This is a genomic window from Thioclava indica (genome assembly GCF_000714545.1).
Classification (GTDB): Bacteria; Pseudomonadota; Alphaproteobacteria; order Rhodobacterales; family Rhodobacteraceae; genus Thioclava; species Thioclava indica.
Genome location: NZ_AUNB01000001.1, coordinates 301,688 through 327,889, shown reverse-complemented (window position 1 = coordinate 327,889; position 26,202 = coordinate 301,688). Strand labels below are relative to the sequence as shown.

Below are 26,202 nucleotides of genomic sequence, written 5' to 3'. Positions count from 1 at the left end.
TGGTATATGGATGATAGATCGCACAATGCAAGAGGCCAACCCTGAAAATTGGCTTAGCAAAGGCCGCCACAGATCCTGACTTGGCGCTCGGCACCTATCCGCACACCGCCCGCATCGCAAAGCGGTGCCGATCAGACGAACTCGTTGATCGCCTCTAGTAAGGCCCTGTCATCGAATGGTTTTCCCAAAACCTTACAATTTCCAAGCACGGCGGCGGTGTCGACATCGGAGTCGCCGGTGGCAAAGATCACGGGCAAATCGGAATGCAAAGCGCGTGCATCAGCGGCCAATTCTTCTCCGGTGCGGTCGGGCAATCCGACGTCGGTGATCAGAATAGCAACGGGTTGCGCGTTCAGCAGATCAAGCGCGGATGCGGCGCTCCCGGCCTCCAGCACGTTGCATCCTGCGGCGCGCAAGCCCTCTGCCAAATCAAGGCGGATCAACACGTTATCTTCGCACAGCAAAACACAGAGACCTTCAAGATTGCCCTTGTCTCGCTTGGCTTGGGGTTGAGTGACCGGGGCCGTTTTGGTCTTGGCGGGCGGCACCGCTTTCGCCGCACCCCCGAGCGACTCGCGGATCTTGCGGGCCAGTTCGTCTTGCGTGAAGGGTTTGCTTAACAACCGAACGCCAGCGTCCAGTTGTCCGTCATGGACAATCGTGTCCTGCACATAGCCCGAGGTGAACAGCACCGGCACATCCGGGTGGCTCTCACGCAGCCTTTCGGCCAGATCATGACCCGAGATGGCCCCCGGCATGACGACATCCGTGAAAAGCAGGTCAATGCGGACGCCCCCTTGCACCAGCGCCAGCGCGGCATCGCCATTCGCGGCCTGATGCACGTTATAGCCCAGATCTGTCAGCATGGTATGGGTGGTTGCGCGCACGTCCTCGTCGTCTTCAACCAGCAAGATCGTCTCGGTGCCGCCGGACCAGCCGTCGCGTGACGAAGACATCTCGGCCTGCGCCGGTTCCAGCGAGCGCGGCAAATACAGGCTGACCGTGGTGCCGGAACCAACTTCGCTTTCGATGGTGACATGACCGCCGGATTGTTTGGCAAAACCGTAGACCATCGACAGGCCAAGGCCGGTGCCACGGCCATCTGTCTTGGTGGTGAAGAAGGGCTCGAAAATACGTTCCAGCGTTTCGGCATCAATCCCGCTGCCGGTATCGGTTACGGAAAGCACCAGATACTGACCGGGACGCGCATCAGGATGGCGCTGTGCATAACCGGCATCCAGATGGGCATTGCGCAGGTTGATCACCAGCTTGCCTTGCCCCTCCATCGCATCGCGGGCGTTGATGGCAAGGTTCAGCACCGCGTTTTCAAGGTTGCTGGGGTCGACATGGGTATTCCAGAGCCCCTCTGCCAAACGGGTTTCCAGCTCTACCCCTTCCCCGATCGCGCTGCCAAGAATTTCTGTCGTGTTCTCGATCAAATGACCCAGATTGATTACCTCCGGCGCAAGCGGCTGTTTGCGGGCAAAGGACAATAGCTGCGAGGCCAGCGTCGCCCCGCGTTTGACGCTGCGCATCGCCTGATCCAGCCGGGCTTTGGCGGGCGCGTCTTCGGGCAGATCGCGCGCGGCCATGTGCAGATTGCCGGTGATGACTTGAAGGAGGTTGTTGAAATCATGGGCAATCCCACCCGCAAGATTGCCAATTGCCTCCATCTTCTGGCTCTGGCGCAGGGTGGCGTGCAAATCTTCCAATTCGCGATTGCGCTTTGCCACGCGCGATTCAAGCGTTTCATTGAGGCGCGAGATTTCGGCCTCGGCCGTCTTGCGCTCTTCAATGTCGGTGTTGGTCCCAACCCAGCCGATCAAAGTGCCGTCATCGGCGCGCAACGGAGAGGCGCGCACCAGATGCCAGCGAAAACTGCCATCCGCCTTGCGAATGCGAAATTCCGTTTCATAGCTCGCGCCATGCTCGATCGCGGCCGACCAATGCGCCATTGCGGCGTCAAGATCGTCGGGATGCACCACACGTACCCAGTCCGGCCCGTAAAGCTCGCCCTCGGCAAAGCCGGTGAATTCGCAGGTGCGGGCATTCAGCCAGTTCAACGCACCATCCTTATCGGCAGTCCAGACGTGGTTGGGCATGGTCTGCGCCATAACGCGGAATTTTTCACGCGTGGCGGTGAGCGTGGATTCCGCGATTTTCTGGCCCGTTACCTCATGCCCCTGAACGAAGATCCCTTTAGATGCGCCTTTTTCGTCCCTGAGCGGGTGAAAGATGAAATCGACATAATGCTGATCGGGCGCGCCGCTTGATGTGGTTTCCAGCACGGCGGGCATGCCCTTCATCGAAACCGGTTCGCCAGAGGTATAAACCCGGTCGAGCAGTTCAAAAAAGCCCTGTCCCGCAAGCTCGGGCAGCGCATCACGCACGGGCTTGCCGATAATATCGCGCTCGCCGACCAGCTCCATGTAGGATTGATTGGCAATCTCGAATACATGGTCCCGCCCGTTCAGGATTGCCATGAAACTGGGAGCCTGTTCAAAGGCAGATCGGAAGAACTCGGTCAAACTGCTCAAGGCGAGGTTTTCGGTCGCCACCGCCGCGGCGCGCTGCATCATTGCCGCGTTTTGCGAGGCACCTTGCGGGCTGGGATCCTCTTTGCCATGATAGGTTTCGGTGACATCCATGGTGTTTTGCAGGATGAATTCGACCTGTCCTTCAGGGCCTAGAACGGGGGTATGGGTTGCGCTCCAGTAACGGTTCCTGATCTCGCCGTCGGGGGTCTCGATAGGGTAGGGGATCAGGGGCAGATGGTCGGTCTTACCCGTGGCAAGCACCCGGCGAAATGATCCGCGCAACATCTGCTCCGAGACGGAATCGGGCGGCGCGGGGAACTCTTCGGTTAAGACGCGCCCGATCAGCGCCTCGCGCGGGCGTCCCGTTACCTCGAGATAGGCCTCATTTGCCCAGACCATCCGCAAGTCGGGATCGAGCAGGACATAAGGCGACGGAGCCGCGCCATAGAGCGCATCAAGATTAATTCGCATCTGCGTTGGCCTGATTATCGAAGAGAGATCGCTTAGATTAAGCGTCTTTTTTCTAATTGTGTAAAGTTTTGTTTCAAGAATGAACCGGAGCTTCGGCGATCTTGGCACCTCGAGTTTTCCCACGCAAAACAAGGCGGTGCAGATGCTGAAGCTGCAAAGCCCTGTCGCTAAGTCACTCCCGCAAGGCAGCGCGGCCACGCTGACCATCCAAGGGGTCAGCATGGCGCAATTGCGCAGGGAGGCGCGTGGGCGCTACAGTTCCGTGTCTGTCACATGACGATAAATTTGCCGGCCCCGGAAACACCGCTATCGTCTTGCCACTCCGGGGGTGCGAAACCAGTCTTCCAGCGCGGCAACGGCACGGATTTCCAGATCGCTCCGGTTGCGACCCAACCCCTTGGGCGCGCTCTGCGCAGTGATGAAACCGACGGGATAGATTTTTGTCCCGCTCAAGCGGGCCGTCCAATGTGAACGCCCGGTCGATGCGCAGGCCCTTCGGGTTTTCCAGCTTCACGCACAATATAAGCCCCCGAAAGCGTTTCACAGATCCTCGGCGGTGACGGGGCCGGGCGGGATCGGTGCGCCATAGCGCCAGCCGTTTGACATGGGACGGCCCCGGGGCAAATTCCCAATGCGCCGTCATCGCCGCAAGCCCCAGCGAACTGATTGCGGGCACCAGCGCCTCGCCCTAGCTGATCTCGCCCAGATGATCCGCCTTTTGGGCACCGCGCTCGCCCATGGGTTCGTTCTCGCCGGTGGTCGTGTCATGGCGTGTTTGCGCTTCGATTTCGGCGTTCAGCTCGGCGCCCATGAGAACGATAAAGGCCGAAACCCAGAGCCACATCAGCAGCACGATCGCGCCCCCCAACGAGCCAAAGCTTTCGTTATAAGAGCCGAAATTCGCGGCGTAGATGGCAAACCCGATCGTCGCGATCAGCCAAACGATGCAGGCAACAAGCGAACCGGGCGTAACCCAGCGCCATTCAGGGGAGTCGCGGTCCGGGCCGAAACGATAGAGGGCCGTCAGCGCGACCACGAGGACGACCAGCATCAACAGCCAACTGGCCCCGGTAATGGCGCCTTCGGCGGCAGATCCGAGATCAACGAAGGCCAGTACCGAGGGGATCACCATCATTATGCCCAGCACCAGCACCGCAGCGACGACCAGCGCGACGGTAAACCCTAATCTGATAACCATCAGCCAGATGAAGCTGCGCTCTTCCTCTTCGTCATAGGCGACGTTCATGCCCTCGATCAGGCTGCTGACACCCTTTGATGCCGAATAAAGCGCCAGCAGGATACCCAAGATGGCTGTCAGCCCCAGACCGCCGGTGCCCGATCCGGCGACATCGCGGGCCTGGTCCAGAATGATCGTGGAGGCCTGCTGGGGCAGAATTTCGGTAACGGTATGCAGTTGCGTGACGATCTGTGAGGGATCAATCACCAGCCCGCCGATTGCCAGAACGGCGGTCAGCGCGGGAAATATCGCCAGCAGCGTGTAAAAGGCGATCCCGGCGGCGACGAGGCCGACATGATCGCTTGCCATTTGCTTTTTGACCCGAAGCGCGATGTCTTTCCAGCCCATTGCCGGGATGTCGGTCGGTGTTTTGGCGCGGCGTCCACGAACCATGAGGCCCTCTTGGCGTTGAAATGAAAGGGAGGGGCGGCCCGCTTTAGGCAGCCGCCCCTTGTCTTCAGCTGTCTTTCTTGAGGTCATCCCCAATGTCGCCGAGATGTTCCTGATCCGCTTTTTCCTGGGTGGCATCGGCAACGCGGGTGGCAGCCGATTTAGCCTTGGTTACGGCGGAATCCGCTGCGGACATGGCGTCGTCTTTCAGGTCCGAAACAGCATCAACTGTCTCGTCGAAGCCCGCCTCGAAGACCTTTTGTGCCTTCTCCACCTCTTCGGCGTAGATGCGCTCGGCCTCGTCGTAAAGATCGTCGCTATATTCGCCGACATACTCGTCCTCAAGGCGCGTGCGGGGCAGCGCGCCCGCGATCGCGGCACCGACGGCAAAGGCGAGGGCACCAATAGCCAGCGGGTGGTCCTCATAAAGGTCAGAGACCTGATCAGCGCGACGACTAACCCTGCGCGCTGCCGCGTCACGTGCATCGAAGGCACGGGCGCGGGCGGCGGCGATACGCTCGCGCGCCTCCTCGGACAGGTTTTCGGTGCCTTCCGTCAGACGACGTTGAAGTGCATTGGCACGCTGCGAGGCGCTGCTCCAGACATTGCCAGCCGTATCGCGCACATCTTTCGCGGCGCTGCTGGCGCTATCTGAGATGCTGTGTGCAGCACTGCTGGCGGTATCGCGCATGTTGCGGGCGGCGTCACTGGCGGCATCGCGTGTCGAGGCGGCACCCGAAGACACCGATTGCGCGGTCGAGGACGACGCTGATGCGATGCGATCCGTCGCGCTATCCGCTGCATCTTTGATCGATGCACCGGTATCCGAGGCGCGTTCGCCCAACGACGGGCTAGACGATTCATGGCTACCCAACTCGTCGCGGTCCCAGTCGCGCGCCCAGCTTGGTTGCACCGGGGGGCGCGCGGCTGGTTTGGGGCCGGAATAGACCGGGCGCGGCCGTGCGCTGTAATCAGCCGCGTCGCGGGGCATCCGAGTGGTGTCTGGATTGCGCGGCGTATCGATGCGTGCGCGCCGGCGCTCATCCGCCCGGTTATTGCCAAAGATCATCCAAGCCACCCCGACGCCGGTCAGTGCCAGCGCCATGGGATTGTCACGCGCCGATTGCGCGACCGAGCGACCGAACTCGCCGCCATGTTCGCGGAACTGCTCGCCGACTTGCTGGAAGACGCCGTCGAACGAAAACCGGTCTTGCAGATTGTCGATGGAGTCTTTCAGTCCGGCGCGCTCGCGCTCGATCTCTCTTTCGATTTCTTCTGAGGATTTGCTATCATTTGTCATCGTAGGCATCCTTTACCGCATGTGCGTCACGCTTGACGTTTTTGACAGTGCGCGAGGGCGCGAGGCTGGTCAGCTTGAGGTCATTGATCCCTTTGCCAACCATTACGAAGGCGATGATCCCAAAGACCGCGCCGACGATCAGCGCGCTCCAGCCCGCATCAAGCCCTGCATTGGTCAGCGCCACGACAAGGGCCGCCGAAAGAACGTTGAGCGCCGTAAGCGCGATGATGACCGCGCCAACAATCAGCCCGATCGCAACTGCGGCCTTGTTGAGGTTTTCCGAAATCTCGGCGCGCGCCAGATCCACTTCCTTACGCACCAGCGCACTGACGTGGTTCATGGCGTCGCCCAGCATGTCGGTTGTTGATTTCCGGGTCGGATCGCTCATGAGAGGCCTCCCGACGTTTTGGGCACGTGACGGGTGTAGCTGTCTGTAGCGTCAGATGCGCTGGGACCGGAAGACATCGTCGATGCGGTCTTGGGCTGTGCATCTTCGTCGCGCCGCGCCGAGGCTGTGGCAAACCGCGTTGCCGCGAAACCGGCTAACGCGACACCGCCAAGGAACAGCATCGGATTGCGTTTGGCAAACGTGCTCAGCTCGTGGGCGACTTCGCCCAGATCCTTGCCCCGGATCGAATCCGAGACGTCGGCAAGCCCTCCGGCAATTTGGCCGAACGTGCGTTCCTGGGGCGACCCGTCGCGCATGTCATTGGCCGCCTTGCGCAGGGCAGAGGCGACATCGGACACCTCGTCGGCGACGCCCGACTTGATACTTTGCGCCTGATGCGTCGCTTGATCGCGCACAGCACCTGCGGCGTCGCGAGCCATCTCGCGGGCGTTGTCGCCGAGGTCTTTAGAAGCAGCCTTGGCGTGCTGTTTGATCTCGTCTGATGTAGGTGAGGTCGATTTAGACATTTTGCTCTCCCTAAAGTTCAAAACACGAAGTTGATGATTGCGAGAACCACCACGATCACTCCGATGAGGTAGAAGATTCCGTACATGTTTTCCTCGCTCTATTTCTGGGGCTCACTAGTGTGTGACTGTGTTGATAAGGGCCGATGAGCCCTCTTGGTTCCCATGAAACTTCGGACTGATCTTGCGCATTGGTCTGCGGGAGAACGGTAAGGGCGCTTATTAACCGCCACTCGGGCGGGCGCCGGGACGGGCACTGGAATAGGTCACGGCAATCGGATCGGAATTGGTCGAATTTTCCTGCAATTTCATCGGTGACAAGCGATCCGGCGCAACGGCAGGGAAGGCGGCAGAAGATGGAAGAACGTGAGATATCCAAGGCTCAGATATGCGGGCTTGGAACCACCGCTGGCGGTGCGGCGAATTTGATCGCGCCGCCCGCAGATAGGGCCGAGCGCGGTTATAATTCCAGCCCTGATGATCGCTGCCGGAGGCTATCAGCTGTGGCGGGTGTTTCCGTATATGGAGAGCTTCTGGTGCGGTCGGGACTTCGTGGCCGCTTCTTCGGTCGGGAATGAGCTGCGAGTTTTGATCGACCTTCGCATCCCCATACCGGCCCACGGCGCATGTGAAAGGCCCCGCTTTGGACGGGGCCTTCGCTGTGTCTTACGCCAATGATTTAGCGCGTGGTTTCTCCGCGCCGGCGCACCACCACATCGACCGTGATTGAGGCCAGCAGGACCAGCGCGGTTGCCATCAGTTGCACCGCAGCGGGCAGTCCCAGCAGGGCCATGCCGTTGACGATGGCCGCGATCACGACCCCGCCCAGCACCGCATGCAGCGGGTGGCCGCGCCCGCCAAACAGGGACGTGCCCCCGATCACCGCCGTTGCCACGACATACAGCACAATCGTGCCACCGTCGAAACTGGTCGAGATCGAGCGCAGGCGCGAGGCGTAGATGATGCCCCCCATGCCCGCCGTGACTGCCGCCAGCGTAAAGGCCGCCGTGCGGATCAGGCTGAGATTGATCCCGGCGCGACGCGCGGCTTCGGCATTGCCACCGATGGCCAGAACGTAGCGCCCGAATTTCAGCTTGCCGAGCAGGAACGACCACGCCACCAGCACCGCAAACACAATCGGGATCACCCACGGCATCCCCGACAGCGGAAAGCGCGCAATCCCGCGGTTCATGTTGGAAATCGTGACCAGCACGCCCCCCGCCACAACCGCCAGCGCGATTTTCAGCAGCGTCATCCCCAGTGGCGGTGCCACCAATCCGCTGGCGCGGCGCTTGGCGTCCTTGAGATAGGTGAGCGCGGCAAAGACCAGCACCGCGCCTCCGGTTACGATCCAGCCCATCAGCGGGCTGAGCGTACCATTGGCGAAATTGTTGATCGTTTCAGACGCGATGGGCACTGTGCCGCCCGCGCCTAAAAGCTGGATCATCAAGCCGTTAAAGCCCAACAGACCTGCCAGCGTCACCACGAAAGAGGGCAGGCGCAGGCGCGTAATCAACAAGCCCTGCACGATGCCCAGCACGGCCGTTACGCCAAGCGCCACGATCACCGCCGTCCACCACGGCCAGCCCAGTCCCGGCGCGACCAGCAGCGTCGCCACCGTCGCCCCGATGCCTGCAACAAAGCCCAGCGACAGGTCGATCTCTCCCAGAAGCAGCACGAACACTTGCCCCATCCCGATCATCATAAAGACCGAGCCTTGCACCAACAGGTTCACAAGGTTGCCATTGGACAGGAATTTGTCGTTTTGAAACTGGAAGATCGCCGAGATCAGCACAAAGCCAAGGATCACCGGCAGCACGCCGCTCTCCCCCGCTTTGACGCGCGACCAGACGCGGGCCATGTAGCTGCCAAAGCTCTCGGTCTCGCCGCTGGTCACGACTGCTGCGGGGCCGGTTTCGCCAGATGCGGCGCGTGCCTCGGCAACCTCTTTGGCGTTCTCGGCGGCAATCGAGGGCGCGGCGCGCCCCTGTCCGGCGCTCACCACATGATCGGATTTGCCCGTGGTCATCAGCTCGACGACGCGCTGGGTGTCGTATTCGTCCATCGGCCCTTGGCTGACCATCTCGCCCAGCCGCAGGATCGCGATATTGTCCGCCACCGCGAACACATCGTTGAGGTTATGCGAGATCATCACCACCGCCAGCCCCTGATCGGCCAAACGGCGCACCAGTTGCAGCACCTGACCGGTCTGCGCGACACCGAGCGCGGCGGTGGGTTCATCCAAAATCACCAGTTTGGAGTTCCACATCACGGCGCGCGCCACCGCAATCGACTGGCGCTGCCCGCCCGAAAGCGAGGCCACCGGCTGACGGATCGAGCGCAAGGTCGTCACCCGCAGCCCCGACAGCGTCTCGGCGGCGGCGCGTTCCATCGCGTCCTCATCCAGCACGCCGTTGGTCATGATCTCGCGGCCCAGAAACATGTTCTGCACCACATCGAGATTGTCGCACAGCGCAAGGTCTTGATAAACAACCTCAATGCCCAGTTCGGCAGAGTCACGCGGATTGCGCACCCGCACCGTCTTGCCATCCCATTCGATCGTGCCGCCATCTGCCTCATGGATGCCGGCAATCGTCTTGGTCAGCACGGATTTGCCCGCGCCATTGTCACCCACCAGCGCGGTCACCTGACCCGGGCGCACGTCGAAATCGACGCCGCTTAGGGCCTGCACCGCGCCGAAACGCTTTTCCAGGCCCCGGATGCGCAAAATTGCATCGCGGGGCCCGGTCCCATTACCCATATGTGTCATCGGTTATCAGTTCCCGATGCCAGCAGCTTTGCACGCATCCGCAGCGCCACCGGTGCACAGCTTGGCGACATCGACGAAGTTGTCCTTGACCACGGTGTCGGCAAGATTTTTCGCAGTCACCCAGATCGGCACCATCAGGATCGAGGGCACCTCTTTGTTTTGCGCGCTATCCATTGTCTTGCCATTGATCAGGCTTGCAGGCGGGGTCTCGCCTGCGCGCAGATACAGTGCGAGGGCAGCGGCAGCCTGTGCCTCAAGATAGATCGGCTTGTAAACGGTGCCGCATTGATAGCCCGTGAGGATGTTTTGCAGCCCCGTCACGGTCGCGTCCTGCCCGGTGGTGGGGAAGCTTTTCGGCGGTACTTTCAGCGTCTTGAGATACGAAATCACCGCGTTTGCGTTGTCGTCATTGGGCGTCACCACCGCGTTAATATTCTCATGCGCGGTGAATTGCTGCTCAAACGTGGTGCGCGCGACCGACGGATCCCAGGTGCCCGCAGGCTCGCCCGCGTTTTTATAGGTGCCATCGTCGAATTTCGGCTTGAGCACGTCCATATAGCCCTGCTTGAACAGCGTGGCGTTATTGTCATCGGGCGAGCCTGCCATCACGAGGATATCGGGGTTGGCGATCTTCCAATCGGCCAGACATTCTTCCATGCCCTGACCGATCAGCTTGCCCACCGAGACGTTGTCAAAGCTGATATAGTAATCGCGCGAGCCGCCCACCGTCAGACGATCATAGTCGATCACCGCCACGCCACGTTCCTTGGCGTATTGCTCAACCGCAGCGCCGCCCCCCGACGAGATCGGATCCAGCAGCAAAACAGTCGCGCCTTGCGAGATATCGGTCTGCGCTTGGGTGAGCTGGTCGGCCTCGGACCCTTGCGCGTTCGAGATGATCAGATCATCGCTCGACAGGTCCGCCATCTCGAAGGCTTTCTTCAGATAGGGCTCGTCAAACGAGGTGTAGCGCGCCGAGCTGGCCGTGTCGGGCAGCAAAACGCCGATCTTGCCCTTGCCCTTTGCGGTAACGTCCTTGAGCTTGGCCATCGCCGCGAAATCGGCCCCGAAATCGGATGCGCTAACGCCTTCGGCTTGCGCGGCCATGCCACACAGCCCAAGCGCGATTGCGCTGGTGCCTGCAAGCCGGATCAGCGCCGAAGCCGGCGAAATATGGGTGCGTTTGGTCATGAAATTCCTCCAGAAACCGGGTCATCTCCTCCTCTGCCTGACCTATATTTTCGGTCAGTTCTGGTTCTGCGCAGCGCAGCAGGACGCGTGACCCGGCGGGGCGCGCCCTGTTAGCGATATCATGACGCAAATTCGGCCCGCGCAAAGGGGGCGAAAGGTTACAAAAGGTCACGACTCCGTGTTGCCGCGCCGCGGCGGATCGGATGCGACTAAATCTAGTGGAGTGCGCGTTGCCCAGACACTTGGTGCGGGCGCCCTCTTGCCCCCGCGCCGCCCCTGTCCTAGAAGGCGCAAGACGCCTTTCAGACAGGATGCGGACATGCTCGATCATCTCGAATTCACCTCGCCCCAGCCCAAGGTCATTGCCGGAGCCAAATCGGATTGGGAATTGGTCATCGGGCTTGAGGTGCACGCGCAGGTCGCCTCGAATGCAAAACTGTTCTCGGGCGCTTCGACCACTTTCGGCGCTGAGCCCAATTCAAACGTGGCTTTTGTGGATGCCGCGATGCCCGGTATGCTGCCCGTGATCAACGAGTTTTGCGTGGCGCAAGCGGTGCGCACGGGGCTGGGCCTCAAGGCCGAGATCAACCTGCGTTCGGCCTTTGACCGCAAGAATTATTTCTATCCCGATCTGCCGCAGGGCTATCAGATCAGCCAGCTTTACCATCCCATCGTGGGCGAGGGCGAAATCATCGTCGATATGGGGCCGGGCGTTGCGCGCCGCGTGCGCGTGGAGCGTATCCATCTGGAACAAGACGCGGGCAAATCGATTCACGATATGGACCCGCAGATGTCCTTCGTTGATCTTAACCGCACCGGTGTGGCGCTGATGGAAATCGTGTCGCGCCCCGACATTCGTGGCCCCGAAGAGGCCGCCGCCTATGTCTCCAAGCTGCGCCAGATCCTGCGGTATCTGGGCACCTGCGATGGCAACATGCAAAACGGCAACCTGCGCGCCGATGTGAACGTCTCGATCTGCAAGCCCGGCGCTTATGAGAAGTATCAGGAAACGCAGGACTTTTCGCATCTGGGCACGCGTTGCGAAATCAAGAACATGAACTCGATGCGCTTTATCCAGGCCGCCATTGAATATGAGGCCCGCCGCCAGATCGCCATTGTCGAAGATGGCGGCACGATCCTGCAGGAAACGCGCCTCTATGATCCCGACAAGGGCGAGACGCGCTCGATGCGGAGCAAGGAAGAGGCGCATGATTACCGCTACTTCCCGTGTCCCGATCTGCTGCCGCTGGAGATCGAACAGGCGTGGGTAGATGATATCGCAGCCTCCATGCCCGAACTGCCCGACGGCAAAAAAGCCCGCTTCGTCAAGGATTTCGCGCTGTCGGAATATGACGCCTCGGTGCTGACCGCCGATGTCGAGAACGCCAATTACTTTGAGGCCGTGGTCGCGCAAGCCGGCGATGGCAAGCTGGCCGCGAACTGGGTCATCAACGAGCTGTTCGGCCGCTTGAAAAAGGACGACGCCGAGATCACCGCCAGCCCGGTTTCGCCCGTCCAGCTTGGCGCGATCATCAAGCTGATCAAATCCGACAAAATCTCGGGCAAAATCGCCAAAGAGCTGTTCGAGATCGTCTATACCGAAGGCGGCGATCCTGAAAAGATCGTCGAAGATCGCGGCATGATCCAGGTCACCGACACCGGCGCAATCGAGGCCGCCGTGGACGCCGTAATCGCCGCCAACCCCGATCAGGTCGAAAAAGCCCGCGCCAACCCGAAACTCGCGGGCTGGTTCGTGGGGCAAGTCATCAAAGCCTCGGGCGGCAAAGCCAACCCCAAAGCGGTCAACGAGATCGTGGCGCAGAAATTGGGGTTGTGAGGGCGAGACAGAGTTAAGGGAGAGGGCGCCTGCGGGCGCTCTTTTTCGTTTTGAAACCGGGGGCAGGGCTACCGGCAGTCACTTATGTCAAAATCCACAAGAACAGCTTTACGATGAAATAAGCTGCGCCAACACCACCCGTTTTGCTGCCAAGCCAATCCAACGCCTCACCAACATCTTTCGCCATTTGCTTCGAAGAACTGAAAATTCTAGCCAACCGCCCCGTTTGACGCCACGCGGCGGCGCGCAATTCATCGGCGGACGCCGTGCCTTCTGTGATCACCTCCGCATCCTCGATCAGCTCCGCGCCCAGCTCGGCATCGGCCCGCTTTGCTCCCTCCTCGGAAATCACCTTGAACGCGTGCTTTTGTTCGTCGTCTAGCTCTTGGACCCGATGAACCATCCGCGCCTTGATCACCTCACGCGCTTTCGGATCGGCGTTGCGCAAATCCAGCGCGGCGATCCCAAGCTCGGTCGAAAGATCATGTACCAGCGCGTCTTCGGGCAGCTCTCCGCTCTGAAGGTCGCGCGCGATATGCGATTGCACGATCAGAAACGTATCATGCAGGCGCAGGGCGCGATCAGGATAGCGCGCTATCCTATCTTTCAGCCGCGAAAGATCCGTTTCGAGCGCCGAGAAAAGATTGCCGCGTCCTGACGCAATCTGCGCTTCGATCTCTGCAATCACGTCCAAAACGCGTTCGGTGCTATCGCGCAGAATATCTGCATCGACGGACGGCGCGGCCACCTTGTGCCAAACGCCGTCGTCACCTTCTTCGATGTTATCCTCGCCAAGCGGACGGTTGCCAAGGATCGCGAGTTCTTTCACCGCAATCAACCCGGCCACATGCTCGGCCCCGCGTTCCCAATCCGCATCGGGGATCAGCGCGATGTCGCGCAGTAACGCCCAATGGCTCTGCCAATCGCCCGTCAACGGCTGTCCCGCCAGCGCCGCCTCATACCAACGCAGCCAGAAATCATGACCCGGCGTGCGCGCCATCCATGCGCGGGTTTCGGAGAGAAGACCGGCTATCCACTCTGGTGTTCCATTCGACCAAAGCGGGGCCTGCGCCATTTCCTGCCCCGCCAAGAGAGCCGAGCAATCCTGTTCGATTTGCTGCCATACGGCGGTGGAGCCGGAGCGGGCGGCGAAGTTGGCGGAGCGGGCGGCGGAGTTGGCGGAGAGGGCCGCGGCGGAGTTGGCGGAGAGGGCCGCGGCGGAGTTGGGGGAGAGGGCCGCGGAGTCGTAGTTGCCGGCGGAGAGGGCAGCAGAGACGGCTGCGGAGACGGCTGCGGAGAGGGCGGCAGATTTGCCCTCGGAGAGGGTGGAGAAGGTGGAGCGGGCGGAGCGGGCGGCGGAGTGCCTGACCTCGGGGGTTGGATGGATTATATAGACCCCCGAGGTCAGAACAGACCAGAAAATCGGCGAGCCTGTCAAATTACTTTCGCGCGCAAATACGTCATTCAATGCGCTGACCCACATTGGCATCACCCGCGCGGCTGCCCGATATGCAATCGTCACCGCATCGCGCCGCCGTGTCTCTTCGGGCCGCGTCTCAAGCCACTTCTCCAGGCTCTCTTCATCCGTAATTTTATCCATGCCGCGCAATCACCTGACCCAATCCGCTAACTATGACCGCGCGCAGGTGTCATGGCAACACACAGCATCTCCCGCGCCCTTGCGCCCGCCCCGTGCGGCCCATACCCTAGCGCGCAAGACGGTGTGAAAAGGATGCGTTTATGAGTGGTTTGCTGGCGTTGCTCGACGATGTGGCGGGGATTGCCAAGATCGCGGCGACCTCGATTGACGATGCGGCGGGGCAGGCGGTTCAGGCGGGGGGCAAGGCGGCGGGCGCGCTGATTGACGACGCTGCTGTGACGCCGAAATATGTCCACGGGTTCGAGCCCGCGCGCGAGCTGCCCATCGTAGGGAAAATCGCGCTTGGCTCAATCAAGAACAAGCTGGTGTTCCTGTTGCCAGCGGCGCTGTTGCTGTCGTCCTTCGCGCCTTGGACGATCACGCCGCTGTTGATGCTGGGCGGATCTTACCTGTGCTTCGAGGGCGCGGAGAAGGTCTACCATCTGTTCAAACCGCATGTGCCCGACGCCGAGGGGCATATCGCGGCGCAAACTGCCGATCACCTTGAAGAATCTCGCGTCAAAGCGGCTGTAAAAACTGATTTCATCCTGTCCGCAGAGATCATGACAATCGGGCTGGCCGCGCTTCCGCCTGCGCAAAACATCTGGATGGAGGCACTGGCCCTCGCGATCATCGGGATCGGTGTGACGGTGGTGGTTTATGGGAGTGTTGCGCTGATCGTGAAGGCCGATGATGCGGGGCTATGGCTGCGCAAAAACGGCAAGCTCGCGCCCACCCGCGCGTTGGGGCATGGCATCGTCAAGCTGATGCCGTGGCTGATGAAACTGCTGATGACGGTGGGCACGGCGGCGATGATCTGGGTGGGCGGCAATATCGTGCTGCACGGGCTGGCTGAACTCGGCTGGCACGCGCCCTACGACTGGATTCACCATCAGGCCGAGGCCGCCGCCCACGCCGTTGGCACGGCCGCAGGCTTCGTCGCTTGGGCCGTCACCGCGTTTTTCGATGGTATCTTCGGGCTGGCCTACGGGCTGGTGCTGATCCCGGTCGTGACGCGTGCGATCCAACCGCTTTACCGCTTGTTCACTGGCAAGAAAAAAGCCGCGCATTGATCGCACGCGGCTTTTTCATCTAGCCCGAAATACTCCGGGGGAGGCTGACAAAGCCCTGTGCTTTGTCAGTTGGGGGCAGCGCCCCCTTCCGTCAGTTCAGATACGGCATCGGGTCGATAGACTCGATCCCCTTGCGCACCTCGAAATGCAGATAGCCCGGATCGCCCGGCGCGACCTTGGCGATTGTCTGGCCACGCTTGACGCTTGCGCCTTTTTTCACGCTCAGGCCGGTCACGTTGTAATAGACCGTGACAAGGTTGTCGGCATGTTTGAGCGCGAGGAACGACACGTCATCAGTGTCTTGCGAGATTAGCAGAACGGTGCCTGCCTCGGCGGCTTTGACAGCCGTGCCGGGGCTTGCGGAAATATCGATCCCGTCATTTTTGCCCTTCTTGAACGGGCGAATGATCGCACCTGACACCGGCATCGTCATCTTGGTACTGCTCGAGGCGGCCGTGCGCTCTTTGCTCATATCGGGGACGCTGGATTTATCTACCGGGGCCGAGGCTTTGGGCGGCACGGTCTTGGGCAACGGTTCTGCGGCCGAGGGCGGAACCGGAGTGGGTGAGCCAGTGCCGGGAACGGTGGTCGTGCTTGCGGTTTCCACCTTGGCCGGCTGGCGGCTTGAGGCGACCGGGATCAGCAGAACCTGACCCTCGCGCACGCTAAGATCATTGGGCAGCCCGTTCCATTGTGCCAGCGCCTTGACCGGCACGTTGTAATAGCGCGCGATTGAGTAGGCGGTCTCGCCGCGCGCGACCTTGTGGCGGGTCGGCTCGGGGCTTGTGGCGGTCACGGGTGCGGGCGCAGCGGGGCGCGCGTTTTGACCGGTTTGCGATTTGTCGATCGCGTTAGAGGCCAGCGAGGTGATGTCAATCGTCTCGGCAGTCAGTGCGCTGGGATTGGTGCCCACGCCGGTTGCGCCATCGGCCGTATTGCCGCCGGCGACCTTGCTGGGCAGCGCCAGAACTTCGCCCGCGTTCAGCACCGCATTGGGGGCCACCGCGTTATAGCGTGCCAGCGCGCCGGGATCGGTGCCGATACGCTGGGCAACCGAGGTCACTGTGTCGCCGCGATTGGCCACGACTACCTGATAATTGGGATAGGTGATGATGCCGCGGCTGTCGGGGCGCGGACGATCCTGCACGGCCTGACGGGCGGCGTCGGTGGTGTCCAGCCCTCCCGACCCAAAGCGGCGCAGGTCCATATCGAAGCCTTGCTGATCGCACGCCGCCAGCGTGCCTGCCGCAACACCTGCCACAAGGATCAGCCGCAGCCGGGAGTTTTTCAATGACATCCGCTCGTCCTCACTGTTTGCCGGGCCTCTGGGGGCCCTTTTCATATCTATCTTCCTGCCCGTCAATCACTCGCCATGCCTTCTACCAAAGGAACAAAGCGCACCGGGCGCAATTCTTCGTAGTCAAACCCGCTCTCAAGGCGCTGCACCCGGATCAGGCTTTGCACCGTGTCAGACTGACCCACGGGCAAAACCATGATACCGCCGATCTTGAGCTGCGCCAATAGGGGGCCGGGCGGGTCTTCGGCGGCGGCGGTCACGAGTATTCTATCGAAGGGGGCCTGATCGGGTAACCCGCGCGAGCCATCGCCCGCAATCGTCACGATATTGGGGATCGAGAGCGCAGCAAACAGCGCCTCGGAATCGCGCGCGAGGCGGCGATGGCGATCCACCGTGTAGACGCGCCGCGCAAGTTGGCTCAGCACGGCGGCCTGATAGCCCGACCCGGTGCCGATTTCCAAAACGGTATCGCGCGACCCGACTTTCAGCGCCTGCGTCATCAGCCCCACAACCGAGGGCTGGCTGATCGTTTGCCCGCAGGCAATCGGCAGCGGCATGTCCTCGTAGGCGCGTTCAGAAAACAAGCCGCGTACAAAGCGGCCCCGGTCGATGGCCTCCATCGCGTTCAACGTGCGCGCATCGGTGACGCCCTTGGAGCGCAGCGCAAAGAGAAACCGCATCTTGCGCTCGGCGAGATTCTCTTGCGCCTCTTTGCTCATCCCAGACGTGCCTCAAGATCGCTCAGCACGTCATGGGCGGTCAGATCGGCGCGCATCGGCGTGACCGAGATATAGCCGTCCAGATTGACTGCCGCATCGGTGCCCGGCGCGGTGGGGGTGTGTTGCGGGCCACCCTTGACCCAAAGGAACCGACGCCCCGAGGGCGCGTGATGGGGTTCGACGCCGAAATAGCAATCCTTGCGAAAGCCCTGCGCGACGACCTTGTGGCCCTTGACGTCAGCGGCCAGCACGGGCGGAAAGTTCACGTTGTAAAACACGCGGTAATCGCCATCGTCCCAGACGCCATTCTCCCACAGCCTGCGCACCAGCGCCGCGCCATGCACGCGTGCGGCTTCGAACATGTCGGGGGCGTCAAACACCAGCGGGCCCAGAAATTGCGACAGCGCAATCGCGGGCACGCCTTGCAAGGCGGCCTCCATCGCGCCGCCTAACGTGCCGGAATACAGGGCATTATCGGCCGAATTATTGCCCCGGTTCACGCCAGAGAGCACCAGATCGGGGCGCTGCCCCTCTAGCACGTCATAAAGCCCGGCCAGCACACAATCGGCGGGGCTTCCCTCGGTCGCGTAACGCCGCTCTGCGAGTTTGGAAATCATCATCGGGCGGGTGTAGGAAATGCAATGGCCCACGCCCGATTGCTCAAAGGCGGGCGCGACGGTCCAGACCTCGCCGTCGGGGCCTGCGACCTCGGTGGCGATTTCGGTGAGAACCTTCAGCCCGGGTGCCTCGATCCCGTCGTCATTGGTGATGAGAATGCGCATATTGCCCCCGAAAATGCTGGCTGTCTGCCCTGCTTAACGCGGGCGGGCTGCGGGGTAAAGCGGGGCTTAAAGCGCGTCCAGAATCCGGCGCGCCTCGGCGTGGCGATCTGCCAGCTTGTCGCGATCCTCGCCGGGGAAGAAACGCCCGCGCAACGCTGTCGCCATCGGGGCAGGCTGTGCGATCACCACACGCGGCCCGAGTTTGGTCGTTTCAGCCTGCCAACTGCGCACCAGCGCCATTTGTGCAGCTTTCGTTGCGCCGTAAATCCCAAAGAATTTTTGCCCCGCGCGGTCGTCGTCGAAAAACAGCGCCGTGCCCTTGCGCGCCAGCAAAAGCGGCTCGATCAGCCCGATTAACTGCGCCGTCGCGGTCAGGTTGACGGCGGTCGATGTTGCCAGTTCCTTGGCGTCGATATGGGCCGTCGGCGACAGCGGCGCTGCGTGGATCGCGCAATGCGCCCAAAGATCGACCCCGCCCCAACGCGCCCCCAGCGACCCCGCCAGATGCGCCATTTGATCGGGATCGCTGACATCGAGCGGCCCCAGCGAAGCGGTGCCGCCAAGCGCCTGCACCCGGTCATCCAATTCTTCAAGCGCGCCGGATGTGCGCGCCACGGCCATGATATGATAGCCATCCGCTGCCAGCGCCTCGGCCAATGCCGCCCCCAAGCCGCGCGAGGCGCCGGTGATCAGGGCGAGTTTTTTATCTTGGGTCGGATCGGTGCTCATAGGGGCAGTCTTTGCCACCGCGCGCGCGCCCTTGCAAGAGCGCACTAAGGGCTGCGACGCAATCGCGCGGCCCCATCTTCCTCTTGATCGAAATATCCCGGGGGGAGGCCGCAGGCCGGGGGGCAGCGCCCCCTTCTTGATGTCAAAATGCAAAACGGGCCGAAGGTTTTCCCCCGGCCCGTAAAATTCTCTCACAGCGTCTTAGCGCTTGGTCACATCCACATAATCGCGCTTCGTCGCGCCGGTATAAAGCTGACGCGGGCGACCGATTTTGTTGGTCGGATCCTCAATCATCTCTTTCCACTGCGAGATCCAGCCCACGGTGCGCGAGAGCGCGAAGATCGGGGTGAACATCGAGGTCGGGAAGCCCATCGCCTCAAGGATGATCCCCGAGTAGAAATCGACGTTGGGATAGAGCTTTTTCTCAACGAAATAGGGGTCTTCCAGCGCGATACGTTCCAGTTCTTTAGCGACCTGAAGCGTCTCGTTATCGTGCACGCCCAGCAGGTCCAGCACCTCATCGGCGCTTTCTTTCATCACCTTGGCGCGCGGATCGAAGTTTTTGTAAACGCGGTGCCCAAAGCCCATCAGACGGAAGGGGTCGTTCTTGTCCTTGGCGCGCGCAATATATTCCGGGATCTGATCCACGGTGCCGATCTCGCGCAGCATTTCAAGACAAGCCTGGTTTGCGCCACCATGTGCGGGGCCCCAAAGACAGGCGATACCGGCTGCGATACAGGCGAACGGGTTGGCGCCCGACGACCCGGCCAGACGCACGGTCGAGGTCGAGGCGTTCTGCTCGTGATCGGCATGCAGCGTAAAGATCCGGTCCATCGCTTTGGCCAGTGCGGGCTCAACCTTGTAGGGCTCGGCAGGGACCGAAAAACACATGTTGAGGAAGTTCTCGGCATAGCCCAGATCATTGCGCGGATACACAAACGGCTGACCGATCGAATACTTATACGCCATCGCGGCAATCGTCGGTAGTTTCGCGATCAGGCGCATCGAGGCCACTTCGCGCTGCCACGGATCGTTGATATCAAGGCTGTCATGGTAAAACGCCGACATCGCGCCAACCACGCCCACCATCGTCGCCATCGGGTGGCTGTCACGACGGAACCCGCGGAAGAAGTTGTGCATCTGTTCATGCACCATCGTGTGGCGCGTGATGCGGTATTCGAAATCTTCCAGCTCGGTTTTATTGGGCAATTCGCCGTTCAGAAGCAGGTAGCAAACTTCAAGATAATGCGAATCGTTGGCCAGCTGATCAATCGGGTAGCCGCGATACAACAGCTCGCCCTTGTCACCGTCAATAAAGGTGATCGAGCTTTCGCAAGATGCCGTCGAGGTAAAGCCGGGATCATAGGTGAACACGTCAGCCTGTGCATACAGCTTGCGAATGTCGACCACGTCGGGGCCGGCAGAGGGTGAAAGCACCGGCAGCTCATAGGTTTTGCCATCAAGCGTCAGCGTGGCGGTCTTGGAGGTCTCAGCCATGAATATTCCCTTTCAATCGTCCGGCTGGGCCGCGCCGGTTGGTGACGTCCGGGGTCGGTCCCGGAAAGGGCGGCCAGGCCTCAGGCCGCCTTGTCGCTCAGTCTCGCCAAGGTTTCCTCTTGGCCAAGAACAAGCATCATCTCGAAAACGCTGGGGGTGGCGGCGCGTCCGGCAAGGGCTGCGCGCATCGGGGCTGCAACCTTTCCAAGTCCAAGCCCATGAGCGCTGGCGACTTCTCCAACGGCTGCCTCCAGTTCTTCCCGCGTCCAATTAGCGCGTTGCAGCACTAAGGTCAATTCTTTCAGTATACCACGGGATACATCATCAAGCGCCTTCGCGGTTTTCTCCTCGACCTCGATTGGCCGGAATGTCAGCGCAAAATGAGCCTTTTCAAGAAGTTGCGGCAGGATTTTCGCGCTGCCTTTTACGACGGGCAGCGCAGCGATAAGAGCTTCACGTTGCGTTGCGTCGAGAGATTTTTTTTCTGCGGCTGCGAGATAACTTTCGATTTCGCCCAGTAATTGGGCATCTTCAGTGATCGCAATATGTTGACCGCAGATATTCTCGAGCTTCTTGAAATCGAGCCGTGAGGGCGACTTGCCGATCCCATCCAGGTCAAACCACTCCTTAGCCTGCGCGTCGCTGAAAAACTCGTCATCGCCATGGCTCCAACCCAGCCGCGCGAGGTAGTTGCGCATGCCCGAAGCCGGATAGCCCATCGCCTGATATTGCTCTAGCCCGACCGCGCCGTGGCGCTTGGACAGCTTCTTGCCATCGGGGCCGTGAATAAGCGGAATATGGGCGAACACGGGCACGTCCCAGCCCATCGCCTGATACACCTGAATTTGGCGCGCGGCATTGGTCAGGTGGTCATCGCCGCGGATGACATGCGTTACGCCCATATCATGATCATCCACGACAACCGCCAGCATGTAGGTGGGTGTCCCATCGGATCGTAAACAAATCATGTCATCAAGCTGATCATTGCGGATCGTGACATCGCCTTGCACGGCATCCTTGATCACCGTCGCACCCTCACGCGGGGCCTTGAGGCGGATCACGAAGGGCGCATCGGGGTAGGTTGAGGGATCAGCATCGCGCCACGGGCTTTGAAACAGCGTGGATTTGCCCTCGGCGCGCGCCGCCTCGCGAAACGCGGCGATTTCTTCCTGGCTGGCAAAGCACTTATAGGCGCGCCCAGAGGCAAGCATCTCATGGGCGACCTCGGCATGGCGCGCAACGCCGGCGGCTTGGCTGACCACCTCGCCGTCGTAATCCAGCCCCAGCCAATTGAGCCCCTGCAGAATCGCAGCCGTTGCTTCGGGCGTCGAACGCTCGCGATCGGTATCCTCGATGCGTAGCAGGAACTTCCCGCCATGGCCGCGCGCAAAGAGCCAGTTGAACAAGGCCGTGCGCGCGCCGCCGATATGCAGATAGCCGGTGGGCGAGGGGGCGAAACGGGTGACGATTTGCTTGGTCACGGGCTGCTGCGACATCTGGGGCCTTTCTACCGCGCGGATCTGGGCGCGCGTTAATCTTTTGGAAACCATAAAGCGCTTAGGCTTTCTCGATTGGATGCATAAGCAGGGACGGGGCGCAAGACAAGCGTGGCTTGGCAAGGGATCGGATCGCGCCCGCGTGAAGGGGCACCACTGGGGCCGCGCGCGCATCGCGTTCTGGGCGCGTTGTGGTATGCGGTTTTCGCCGGGTTGGAAACCCCCGCGCTGGCTCTGACGCGGGCAAGGGCGAAGCTGTTTCTCTGGATGCCCGTCGCTTTGTCTTTGGGCATCGGCGCGTATTTTTCTGCTCGCTCTGAACCGAGCGTGCCACTTTATGCCTGTGTCGGGATGGCGGGGCTGCTGGCGTTGTGGGTCTGGCTGCGCGGTGTGGAATGGGCGCGGTTTCCCGCCGCTATCCTTGTGCTGGCCTGTGCGGGCTTTGTGCTGGCGGGCTGGCGCGCGCATGCGGTGGCGGCTCCGGTTCTTAGCTATCGCTACTACGGCCCCGTCGAGGGTCGCGTGATCGGCATTGATCGCGCGGCCTCGGACAAGTTGCGCATCACGCTTGATCAGGTGCGCATCGACGCGCGCATTCAGCCCAAACGCGTACGCATTGCGCTGGGCGATATGGACGATTCTGACGTTCCCCCGCCCGGAAGCTTCGTGATGACCACCGCGCATCTGATGCCCCCGCCGCCGCCCGCCGCGCCGGATGCCTATGACTTTGGTCGCGCCGCGTGGTTTAACGGGCTGGGCGCGATTGGCTATACCAGCGTGCCGGTGATGCGCTTTGCCCCGCCCGCAAAACGCGATCTGGGCCTCAGCGCGCATCGTGCCCGTCGGGCACTGTCGCAAGCGATTCAGGCGCGCATTTCGGGTCAGCCGGGCGCGATGGCGGCGGCAATTCTGACGGGCGATCGCTCGGGCCTCAGCGAGGCCACGCGCGAGGATATGCGCCGCTCCAACCTCGCGCATCTGATCGCGATTTCGGGGCTGCACATGGGGCTGCTGGCGGGGTTTGTCTTTGCGCTGGTGCGCTATGGGCTGGCGCTTTGGGGCAAGCGCGCACTGGTCTGGCCGGTCAAAAAGATCGCCGCAATCGTCGCGCTGCTGGCCGCCACCGGATATCTGTGGCTGTCGGGTGCGGCCGTGTCGACGCAACGTGCGTGGATCATGGTGACGGTGATGTTGCTGGCGGTGCTGATTGACCGGCGCGCGCTTAGCCTGCGCACGGTGGCGCTGGCCGCGACCCTTTTGCTGATCTGGCGGCCCGAAAGCCTGATTGCGCCGGGCTTTCAGATGTCATTTGCCGCCACGACCGCGCTGATCGTCGCGCTTGGCCCTTGGGCAAAAGTCGCGCGCCGTATCCCGCGCCTGTTGCGCCCGCTGGCGATGCTGATCGCAACCTCGGTGATCGCGGGGGCGGCGACCGCGCCCATCGTGGCCGCGCAATTCCATCGCGTGTCGGAATATGGCGTCTTCGCCAATCTTCTGGCGGTGCCTGCGATGGGGATGGTGGTGATGCCAGCCGGGGTGATCGCTGCGATTTTGGCGCTTGTCGGGCTATCCGCGCCCGCGCTTTGGGTGATGGGGCTAGGCACGCGCTGGATACTTGCCGTGGCGCAGTATTTCGCGACGATTGAAGGGGCGGTGGTGCCCGTCGTCGATCCCGGCCCTTGGGTCATTCCGCTGCTGGTGCTCGGCGCACTAGGCGCAGTCTTGGCACGCGGGGCAGGGCGCAGCTTGGCGATCCTGCTGATGGGGCTAAGCGTCTTTTTCTGGCTCAACGCGCCCGCCCGCCGCCCCGCGATTCTCATCGCGCCCGAGGGAGAGCTGGTCGGGCTCATGACCCCGCAAGGTCGGGCCCTGTCGAAATCCGCCGCGAAGTTCGTCGGGGCGCGCTGGCTTGAGGCCGATGGCGATATGGCCAGCCCGCAAAAAGGCGCGAAACGCGCAGGCTTTGCCGGGCCGAACTCTGCGCGCGTGGCAGAAATTACGGGGCGCAAGCTGATCCACTTAAGCGGAAAGAGCGCGCAATTCAATCTCGCGGCGCTGTGCCACGACAATGCGCTGATTGTGATCAACGCACGGGTAAAAACCGCGCCCCCCGGCTGCGATCTCTGGGATCAGACGCGCCTGAAACGCACTGGTGCCGTGGCGCTGACCCGGGAAGGCGAGCTGGTGGATCAAACCCGCCCCGGCGCGCGATTGTGGACCCCTTAGCTTTCATCTAGCCAAAAATACTCATCGCGCTGCATCCTCCACAAGCGCGACCCCGATCAAAGACCGCGACATACAAAAAGGACGCCCCGAAAGGCGCCCCTACATAGCGTATATCTGTAAGTCAGTAGCTACGGATCAGCCCGACAAGTCGCCCTTGAACCTTGACCTGATCGTCGCGCAGCAGGCGCGTTTCATAGGCGGGGTTGGCGGCCTCGAGCGCGATCATGCCATTGCGGCGATAGAACCGTTTCAGCGTCGCCTCGTGACCCTCAACCAGCGCGACCACGATATCGCCATTCTCTGCCGTGCCGGTCTCGCGGATCACCACGATATCGCCATCGTTGATGCCGGCCTCGATCATCGAATCGCCCTTGACCTCCAGCGCGTAGTGATCACCGCGCCCCGACACCATAGTACCGGGAACGGCCACGTGATGGGAGACTTCCGAGATAGCCTCAATCGGGACACCGGCGGCAATCCGGCCCATGACGGGCAATTCCAGCGCATGCACCGCCTCAATCGGCATCGCCCCGCGCGGCGGATCGACCTTATCCCCCTCAATCACCTTGGGGCTAAATCCGGACGGCGCGCCGAGTTTCTTTTCCAGCGCTTCGGGCAGTTTCACGATTTCAATCGCCCGCGCACGATGGGCCAAACGCCGGATAAATCCGCGTTCTTCCAGCGCCGTGATCAAACGGTGAATGCCCGATTTCGAACGCAAATCCAGCGCGTCTTTCATCTCGTCGAACGAAGGCGGAACCCCATCACGGGTCATCCGTTTCTGGATAAATTCAAGCAGTTCCAACTGTTTGCGCGTCAGCATTCGTATCCCTCCGTCGTGACTTTCGTCAGGCGTTCGGGTTATGTTCTAGCCTCGTTCTTGCGCATTGTCAACGCTGTTCCCAAAGCGCGTTTAATCAAGACGCAGGATATTCACGCGCTCACCGGCCTGACGCGCGCCATCATCTTTGGGCCGGATCAGCAGGCAATCGGCGGTGGCCAGCACCCCCAAAAGCGAGGAATCCTGCGCCGCAAAGGGCGTCACGCGGGGCAGCGGATCGCCGGGGCCTAGCGTGGCGCGCATGTAATGGGTGCGCGCGCCGGTGGGGGCGACATCGACGGCCAGCTCGGCAGGTTCGATGCGCGGGGCAGGGTCGAGCCCTTGCAATTTCGCCAGCATCGGGCGCAGGAACAGCTCGGCGCAGACGGTGGCCGACACCGGATTTCCCGGCAGGCCCAGCATCGCCGCATCGCCCATCTTGCCTGCCATCAGCGGCTTGCCCGGACGCATCGCGATCTTCCAAAACGCGCGCTCAAGCCCCAGTTCGCCTGCGACCTCGCCCACCAGATCATGTGCCCCGACCGAGGCCCCGCCCGAGGTCACCACCAGATCTGCCCCCTTTGCGAGATCAAATGCCGCGCGCAGAGAGTCGCGATCATCGCGCGCGATCGGCAAAAGACGCACGCGCGCGCCGGCAGACTCGGCCAAGGCGGTCACGATAAAACTGTTCGAGCAGATGATCTGATCGGGGCCGGGCGTTTCGCCGGGCATCACCAGCTCGTCGCCCGTCGCGATCACCGCGACTTCGGGGCGGCGATAGACGCTGAGTTCCGCCACGTTCATCGAGGCCAGCAGCCCCAGATCGCGCGCACTCAGCGGGCGTTTGGGGTAAAAGCTGTCGCCGCGTTTGAAATCCTGCCCTTCGGGGCGGATGTTGCCATGGGTTTCAAGCTCTTGCGCCAGCGTGATTGTGTTATCCTCGCGCGTGACATGTTCTTGCAGCACGACGACGCCATCAGGGCCGGGCACGGGCGCACCGGTAAAGATGCGCACGGCTTGACCGGGGGACAGCGGGCCATGATAGGCGCGCCCGGCGGCGGCTTCGCCCTCAACCCGCAGGCGCGCGCCGGGGCGATGATCGGGGGCCGCAATCCAGTAGCCATCCATCGCCGAGGCCGAGAACGGCGGTTGGGTCAGCTGCGCGGTCGCAGGCGCGGCCATCACCCGCCCAAGTGCGTCGCGCAACGCCACGGTTTCGCACCCAAGCGGGGCGACCAATGCCAGAACCTTGTCCAGCGCTTCTTCGACTGACAGCATA

Annotated in this window: 21 protein-coding genes; 4 read left to right on the top strand and 17 right to left on the bottom strand. The window is 61.7% G+C overall.

Annotation, left to right across the window (positions count from 1 at the left end; all coding sequences use genetic code 11):
- Nucleotides 1-131: 131 nt before the first annotated feature.
- Nucleotides 132-3,008 carry a hybrid sensor histidine kinase/response regulator gene (locus tag DT23_RS01590; RefSeq protein WP_038127440.1) on the bottom strand — a complete coding sequence of 959 codons (2,877 nt, stop codon included), beginning with the start codon at nucleotides 3,006-3,008 and terminating at the stop codon, nucleotides 132-134.
- Between the two features lie 79 nt (nucleotides 3,009-3,087).
- Between DT23_RS01590 and DT23_RS01585 the strand changes: the two genes are divergently transcribed.
- Nucleotides 3,088-3,285: a hypothetical protein gene (locus DT23_RS01585; protein WP_038127439.1), complete on the top strand. Its 198-nt coding sequence runs from the start codon at nucleotides 3,088-3,090 to the stop codon at nucleotides 3,283-3,285.
- 29 nt (nucleotides 3,286-3,314) lie between these two features.
- Here DT23_RS01585 and DT23_RS19280 read toward each other — a convergent pair whose 3' ends face one another.
- The 7 genes from DT23_RS19280 to DT23_RS01550 all read right to left on the bottom strand — a co-directional run bounded on the left by DT23_RS19280 (nucleotide 3,315) and on the right by DT23_RS01550 (nucleotide 10,808).
- Nucleotides 3,315-3,461 carry a hypothetical protein gene (locus tag DT23_RS19280; RefSeq protein WP_156023815.1) on the bottom strand — a complete coding sequence of 49 codons (147 nt, stop codon included), beginning with the start codon at nucleotides 3,459-3,461 and terminating at the stop codon, nucleotides 3,315-3,317.
- 235 nt (nucleotides 3,462-3,696) lie between these two features.
- Nucleotides 3,697-4,638: a YihY/virulence factor BrkB family protein gene (locus DT23_RS01580; protein ID WP_038127436.1), complete on the bottom strand. Its 942-nt coding sequence runs from the start codon at nucleotides 4,636-4,638 to the stop codon at nucleotides 3,697-3,699.
- Between the two features lie 64 nt (nucleotides 4,639-4,702).
- Nucleotides 4,703-5,935, bottom strand: coding sequence for a DUF3618 domain-containing protein (locus DT23_RS01575; protein WP_038127435.1), 1,233 nt, complete (start codon nucleotides 5,933-5,935; stop codon nucleotides 4,703-4,705).
- Nucleotides 5,925-6,323: a phage holin family protein gene (locus DT23_RS01570; RefSeq protein ID WP_038127432.1), complete on the bottom strand. Its 399-nt coding sequence runs from the start codon at nucleotides 6,321-6,323 to the stop codon at nucleotides 5,925-5,927. The genes DT23_RS01575 and DT23_RS01570 overlap by 11 nt, the downstream gene beginning before the upstream one ends.
- Nucleotides 6,320-6,850 carry a hypothetical protein gene (locus DT23_RS01565; protein ID WP_051696965.1) on the bottom strand — a complete coding sequence of 177 codons (531 nt, stop codon included), beginning with the start codon at nucleotides 6,848-6,850 and terminating at the stop codon, nucleotides 6,320-6,322. The genes DT23_RS01570 and DT23_RS01565 overlap by 4 nt, the downstream gene beginning before the upstream one ends.
- 676 nt (nucleotides 6,851-7,526) lie before the next feature.
- Entirely contained in the window at nucleotides 7,527-9,575 is a 2,049-nt protein-coding gene (locus DT23_RS19675; RefSeq protein ID WP_240473516.1) for an ATP-binding cassette domain-containing protein, read from the bottom strand.
- Nucleotides 9,576-9,623: 48 nt separating this feature from the next.
- Complete coding sequence (locus tag DT23_RS01550; protein ID WP_051696964.1) at nucleotides 9,624-10,808, bottom strand: sugar ABC transporter substrate-binding protein; 1,185 nt, start codon at nucleotides 10,806-10,808, stop codon at nucleotides 9,624-9,626.
- A gap of 319 nt (nucleotides 10,809-11,127) precedes the next feature.
- Here DT23_RS01550 and gatB point away from each other — a divergent pair, with 319 nt between their 5' ends.
- The gene (gene gatB, locus DT23_RS01545; protein WP_038127430.1) at nucleotides 11,128-12,645 is read left to right on the top strand and encodes an Asp-tRNA(Asn)/Glu-tRNA(Gln) amidotransferase subunit GatB; all 1,518 of its coding nucleotides are present in this window, start codon (nucleotides 11,128-11,130) and stop codon (nucleotides 12,643-12,645) included.
- Between the two features lie 82 nt (nucleotides 12,646-12,727).
- Here the strand turns inward: gatB and DT23_RS19275 are convergent, their stop codons facing one another.
- A complete protein-coding gene (locus DT23_RS19275; protein WP_156023814.1) occupies nucleotides 12,728-14,245 on the bottom strand; it encodes a hypothetical protein in 1,518 nt (505 codons plus the stop codon).
- A 140-nt stretch (nucleotides 14,246-14,385) separates the two neighbouring features.
- On the opposite strand from DT23_RS19275, the gene DT23_RS01535 reads away from it, so the two are divergent.
- Nucleotides 14,386-15,357 (top strand): DUF808 domain-containing protein, encoded by a 972-nt coding sequence (locus tag DT23_RS01535; protein ID WP_038127424.1) that lies wholly within the window; start codon nucleotides 14,386-14,388, stop codon nucleotides 15,355-15,357.
- Between the two features lie 91 nt (nucleotides 15,358-15,448).
- Here the strand turns inward: DT23_RS01535 and DT23_RS01530 are convergent, their stop codons facing one another.
- The 6 genes from DT23_RS01530 to gltX all read right to left on the bottom strand — a co-directional run bounded on the left by DT23_RS01530 (nucleotide 15,449) and on the right by gltX (nucleotide 21,862).
- Nucleotides 15,449-16,654, bottom strand: coding sequence for a LysM peptidoglycan-binding domain-containing protein (locus DT23_RS01530; protein WP_051696963.1), 1,206 nt, complete (start codon nucleotides 16,652-16,654; stop codon nucleotides 15,449-15,451).
- 62 nt (nucleotides 16,655-16,716) lie between these two features.
- A complete protein-coding gene (locus DT23_RS01525) occupies nucleotides 16,717-17,373 on the bottom strand; it encodes a protein-L-isoaspartate(D-aspartate) O-methyltransferase (protein WP_038127423.1) in 657 nt (218 codons plus the stop codon).
- Nucleotides 17,370-18,155 carry a 5'/3'-nucleotidase SurE gene (gene surE / locus DT23_RS01520; protein ID WP_038127420.1) on the bottom strand — a complete coding sequence of 262 codons (786 nt, stop codon included), beginning with the start codon at nucleotides 18,153-18,155 and terminating at the stop codon, nucleotides 17,370-17,372. Before surE ends, DT23_RS01525 begins: the two co-directional genes overlap by 4 nt.
- A 66-nt stretch (nucleotides 18,156-18,221) precedes the next feature.
- Nucleotides 18,222-18,884 carry an SDR family NAD(P)-dependent oxidoreductase gene (locus DT23_RS01515; RefSeq protein WP_038127417.1) on the bottom strand — a complete coding sequence of 221 codons (663 nt, stop codon included), beginning with the start codon at nucleotides 18,882-18,884 and terminating at the stop codon, nucleotides 18,222-18,224.
- Between the two features lie 201 nt (nucleotides 18,885-19,085).
- Nucleotides 19,086-20,381, bottom strand: a complete 1,296-nt coding sequence (gltA, locus tag DT23_RS01510) for a citrate synthase (RefSeq protein ID WP_038127415.1) — start codon at nucleotides 20,379-20,381, stop codon at nucleotides 19,086-19,088.
- A gap of 80 nt (nucleotides 20,382-20,461) precedes the next feature.
- Nucleotides 20,462-21,862: a glutamate--tRNA ligase gene (gene gltX, locus DT23_RS01505; protein ID WP_038127738.1), complete on the bottom strand. Its 1,401-nt coding sequence runs from the start codon at nucleotides 21,860-21,862 to the stop codon at nucleotides 20,462-20,464.
- A 126-nt stretch (nucleotides 21,863-21,988) separates the two neighbouring features.
- Between gltX and DT23_RS01500 the strand changes: the two genes are divergently transcribed.
- Complete coding sequence (locus DT23_RS01500) at nucleotides 21,989-24,103, top strand: ComEC/Rec2 family competence protein (RefSeq protein ID WP_240473515.1); 2,115 nt, start codon at nucleotides 21,989-21,991, stop codon at nucleotides 24,101-24,103.
- A 121-nt stretch (nucleotides 24,104-24,224) separates the two neighbouring features.
- Here DT23_RS01500 and lexA read toward each other — a convergent pair whose 3' ends face one another.
- Both lexA and DT23_RS01490 read right to left on the bottom strand, forming a co-directional pair.
- Nucleotides 24,225-24,926 carry a transcriptional repressor LexA gene (lexA, locus tag DT23_RS01495; RefSeq protein ID WP_038127413.1) on the bottom strand — a complete coding sequence of 234 codons (702 nt, stop codon included), beginning with the start codon at nucleotides 24,924-24,926 and terminating at the stop codon, nucleotides 24,225-24,227.
- 90 nt (nucleotides 24,927-25,016) lie between these two features.
- Nucleotides 25,017-26,201, bottom strand: coding sequence for a molybdopterin molybdotransferase MoeA (locus DT23_RS01490; protein WP_038127410.1), 1,185 nt, complete (start codon nucleotides 26,199-26,201; stop codon nucleotides 25,017-25,019).
- Nucleotide 26,202: the final 1 nt, after the last annotated feature.

Coding starts and splice junctions, on each gene's coding strand:
- DT23_RS01590 (WP_038127440.1), bottom strand. CDS start 3,008: ATGCGAATTAATCTTGATGCGCTCTATGGCGCGGCTCCGTCGCCTTAT.
- DT23_RS01585 (WP_038127439.1), top strand. CDS start 3,088: ATGAACCGGAGCTTCGGCGATCTTGGCACCTCGAGTTTTCCCACGCAA.
- DT23_RS01580 (WP_038127436.1), bottom strand. CDS start 4,638: ATGGTTCGTGGACGCCGCGCCAAAACACCGACCGACATCCCGGCAATG.
- DT23_RS01575 (WP_038127435.1), bottom strand. CDS start 5,935: ATGACAAATGATAGCAAATCCTCAGAAGAAATCGAAAGAGAGATCGAG.
- DT23_RS01570 (WP_038127432.1), bottom strand. CDS start 6,323: ATGAGCGATCCGACCCGGAAATCAACAACCGACATGCTGGGCGACGCC.
- DT23_RS01565 (WP_051696965.1), bottom strand. CDS start 6,850: ATGTCTAAATCGACCTCACCTACATCAGACGAGATCAAACAGCACGCC.
- DT23_RS01550 (WP_051696964.1), bottom strand. CDS start 10,808: ATGACCAAACGCACCCATATTTCGCCGGCTTCGGCGCTGATCCGGCTT.
- gatB (WP_038127430.1), top strand. CDS start 11,128: ATGCTCGATCATCTCGAATTCACCTCGCCCCAGCCCAAGGTCATTGCC.
- DT23_RS19275 (WP_156023814.1), bottom strand. CDS start 14,245: ATGGATAAAATTACGGATGAAGAGAGCCTGGAGAAGTGGCTTGAGACG.
- DT23_RS01535 (WP_038127424.1), top strand. CDS start 14,386: ATGAGTGGTTTGCTGGCGTTGCTCGACGATGTGGCGGGGATTGCCAAG.
- DT23_RS01530 (WP_051696963.1), bottom strand. CDS start 16,654: ATGTCATTGAAAAACTCCCGGCTGCGGCTGATCCTTGTGGCAGGTGTT.
- DT23_RS01525 (WP_038127423.1), bottom strand. CDS start 17,373: ATGAGCAAAGAGGCGCAAGAGAATCTCGCCGAGCGCAAGATGCGGTTT.
- surE (WP_038127420.1), bottom strand. CDS start 18,155: ATGCGCATTCTCATCACCAATGACGACGGGATCGAGGCACCCGGGCTG.
- DT23_RS01515 (WP_038127417.1), bottom strand. CDS start 18,884: ATGAGCACCGATCCGACCCAAGATAAAAAACTCGCCCTGATCACCGGC.
- gltA (WP_038127415.1), bottom strand. CDS start 20,381: ATGGCTGAGACCTCCAAGACCGCCACGCTGACGCTTGATGGCAAAACC.
- lexA (WP_038127413.1), bottom strand. CDS start 24,926: ATGCTGACGCGCAAACAGTTGGAACTGCTTGAATTTATCCAGAAACGG.
- DT23_RS01490 (WP_038127410.1), bottom strand. CDS start 26,201: ATGCTGTCAGTCGAAGAAGCGCTGGACAAGGTTCTGGCATTGGTCGCC.